The 1379-nt window shown below is 50.3% G+C and carries 1 protein-coding gene and 1 pseudogene; both read left to right on the forward strand.

The genetic code is table 11. The features are described from left to right. Positions 1-192 precede the first annotated feature (192 nt). Positions 193-630 (forward strand): annotated as a pseudogene (locus B157_RS40510) (right-handed parallel beta-helix repeat-containing protein); the annotation flags it as partial. 21 nt (positions 631-651) lie between these two features. Continuing rightward, positions 652-1379: choice-of-anchor Q domain-containing protein (locus B157_RS38270; RefSeq protein WP_211224993.1), on the forward strand; the 728-nt coding region annotated here is incomplete at its 3' end.

Below are 1379 nucleotides of genomic sequence, written 5' to 3' on the forward strand. Positions count from 1 at the left end.
GGAATCTATAAGCCTACATCCGGCACCGACCGCAACGCCAGCTTCACTATTCAACCAGGCGTTCAACTCTATGGCGGCTTTCGGGGTAACGAAACTGGCATTGATCAACGGCCACCGATAACTCATTACAGCGCTAGCAGGACCATATTAAGTGGCGATATTGATCTTGTTGGGGATAATGACTGCTATCATGTGGTCCGGTTTGATTTAGTTAGTAATAAAGCCTGGCTGGATGGCTTTCTCATCAGCGGAGGAAGGGCAACGGGTGGTCCAAACTATGGTGACGACAGGGGGGGAGGAGTCTTTGCGTTTTTTGGTGTAGAGGCTACCATTACTAATTGTACTTTTGAAAGAAATACGGCAGTAAATGGGGGAGGTCTCTACGTCCTAAGTTTCTTACCCATTAAAGTAATCAATTGTAACTTTTCCCTGTGTAGCGCAAGGGTTCAGGGAGGTGCTATACATAATACTTCAAACAATTCCTTCGTAGAATTAAGTGATTGTGTTTTTGTTGCTAATTCGGCTCAGCAGGGAAGTGCGATTTATAACGGCAATAAAATTTATATAACCAACTGTAACGTTACGAGTAATTACAGCTCTACCAACCAGGGAGGTGCTATATATAATGAGGAAGCAGATTCTTACCTTTTCATGACTAATTCGTTAGTCTGGGGTAATTCTTCAGGCTTTGTTAATCATAGCACAGATAGTGAAGGACCAGCCATCACGTATTCTAATATACAGGATTCGCTTTACCCGGGAGAGGGCAACCTCAGTGTGGACCCACAATTAAGAACGGGCGTCATAGCACCTCAAGACCCTAACAACGGTAATTTTCAGTTACTACCAACCTCCCCATTAATCAATGCCGGTGACCCCACCACCACGGAGACCACCGCAGGCCAGAAAGACGCAGCCGGCCAACCCCGGATCTCCGGTGGCCGGGTGGACATTGGAGCCTTTGAGTACCAGGGGCCACCAGCTCCCACAGGTCCTGCACTGACCGATGTCAGCATCTCACCCAACTCGGTCTGCGCTGGACAGGTAATAACTATTACTGCAACCGTTAACAACGTATCCGCTCCGTATCCCTTTACCCTCACCAACGGGAGCCAAACGCTGAACGGTATGGCCGCCAGTCCGGCCTTCAGCCAGACGTTGACGGCTGGCGCAGCGTCGCCCACCGGTCCGCAGACCTACACCCTCCTGGTGGCCAACAATGGCCAGATTGGTTCCGCTACGGCAACCGTTACGATTAAATCCAAACCTGCCCCTCCCACCTTCCGGGTGTCTCCGTCGCCAACCATCTGCGTGGCCGATGGGCCGATTGACGTCTTCTTCCCGGGTAGTCAGAATCCCAACCCCTTCTCGTATTCGCT

The sequence above is a fragment of the Spirosoma spitsbergense DSM 19989 genome (assembly GCF_000374085.1).
Lineage (GTDB): Bacteria > Bacteroidota > Bacteroidia > Cytophagales > Spirosomataceae > Spirosoma > Spirosoma spitsbergense.